We start from the raw sequence: 1,366 nt of genomic DNA, 5'->3' as shown, positions 1-1,366 counted from the left end.
AAGCGGGTAATTTTCTTGCATCAATAATATCCATTTGGATATTATATAGAACTATAGGATCGCCGGGTTAATAACTAGAACGATGAAAATTCCGTATAGTCAGTCATTGGTGTTTCTTTGACCTACCTTTTGGCTTAATTGCCATTCTTGAATTGAGAGTGGGGGTTATGGATTTGTGGGGTAAATTTGACTTTTTTGATGGGTTTTTAATTTTAGTCTGTGAGTTTTGATGTTTCTTTTTGGTTTGTATATTTGTTGGTGGGTCTGGCTGCTTTGGCTTTGAGTTTTGGGGATGCGATCAGAAGGTGAAATGTTAACCGCAGGGTATATTTTCCAATTCGTTCGGCTTGGCTCAGAAATAGGCCGCTAGAACTGCTTCATTGGATTGCTGTAATACAAACTACCTAACGGATGGAAAGCAAAATGAAAGTAGGTCTTGTATATATAATTTGTTTCGATGGTTCGAATGACCAAGAAACTAAGAGTGCTAGAGATGCATTAGTTAAAAAATATAAAAAAAGGGTCTGGGTGAAAGTAATATTGTCACAGTATTCATACACCAACAAACCATTTACTATCAGTTTATTATAAAAAACCCCAAGAGATTGGAAAATCCTAAAGCCTTGGAAAGGGCAAGGAGCGTAATGAATAGTAGAGGTAGTGAAGATTACTGTGAAGGCGAAGGCAGTGCGCCATTTCAAAAGCTTCACGCGGCCCATCCAGAATCGCAAGTAGGAAACGGCGTAGGCATTTACTTCCTGTTTCACGGCACGCCTGGTAATGCCGATATCCCAAAAAGTGTAACTGGTTACATTACCTCTATATTGGCAAAAAAGCACCCTAATGGGCAACTTCGGAAGATAAATTTCGTAGTGTGTGGTTTTGCTGACAATTTAGTTGGGAGAAAAAAGACCTCTGACCTTTTAGGTAAATTCGCAAAATATGTTGAAGCAAGTGTTCAGAAAGGTGATCGACCGAAACTAGCTGGATATATGGGTGGTGTTTATGTCGCGAAAAATGGAAGCAAGTATTGCGACAGCGGACTAAACACGCCAATGAAGAATCAAGATGGAAGGAAAATTATTTATGTATTAGATTCGACTGGAAACAAATATGAGAGGAAAGTTTACTCAGATAATAGCGGATTATGGTCTGACCCTGTGGTAACCACCGTTCCAGGCGGGCACAATATTTTAACTGAAAATGACACTATATATTATCAGGGTGGAGATAATCAGTATATTCTGCCAATATGGCACCTCATATTAAGATTAATTAACTAATAGGTAAACCCTAGATTGCCAACATAAGTGACACACGTTTACCCACCAAAAATTCCAGTGGGCTCAAGTAATTTAACACCTTC

1 protein-coding gene is annotated in these 1,366 nt (G+C 38.7%); it reads left to right on the top strand.

The genetic code is table 11. From position 1 onward, the window contains the following. Window positions 1-644: 644 nt before the first annotated feature. Window positions 645-1,283 (top strand): hypothetical protein, encoded by a 639-nt coding sequence (locus tag Q1A69_RS19935; RefSeq protein ID WP_299589620.1) that lies wholly within the window; start codon window positions 645-647, stop codon window positions 1,281-1,283. Window positions 1,284-1,366 lie beyond the last annotated feature (83 nt).

The sequence above is a fragment of the uncultured Microbulbifer sp. genome (assembly GCF_947498635.1).
GTDB classification, from domain to species: domain Bacteria; phylum Pseudomonadota; class Gammaproteobacteria; order Pseudomonadales; family Cellvibrionaceae; genus Microbulbifer; species Microbulbifer echini.
This window is presented reverse-complemented; position numbering and strand designations above follow the sequence as displayed.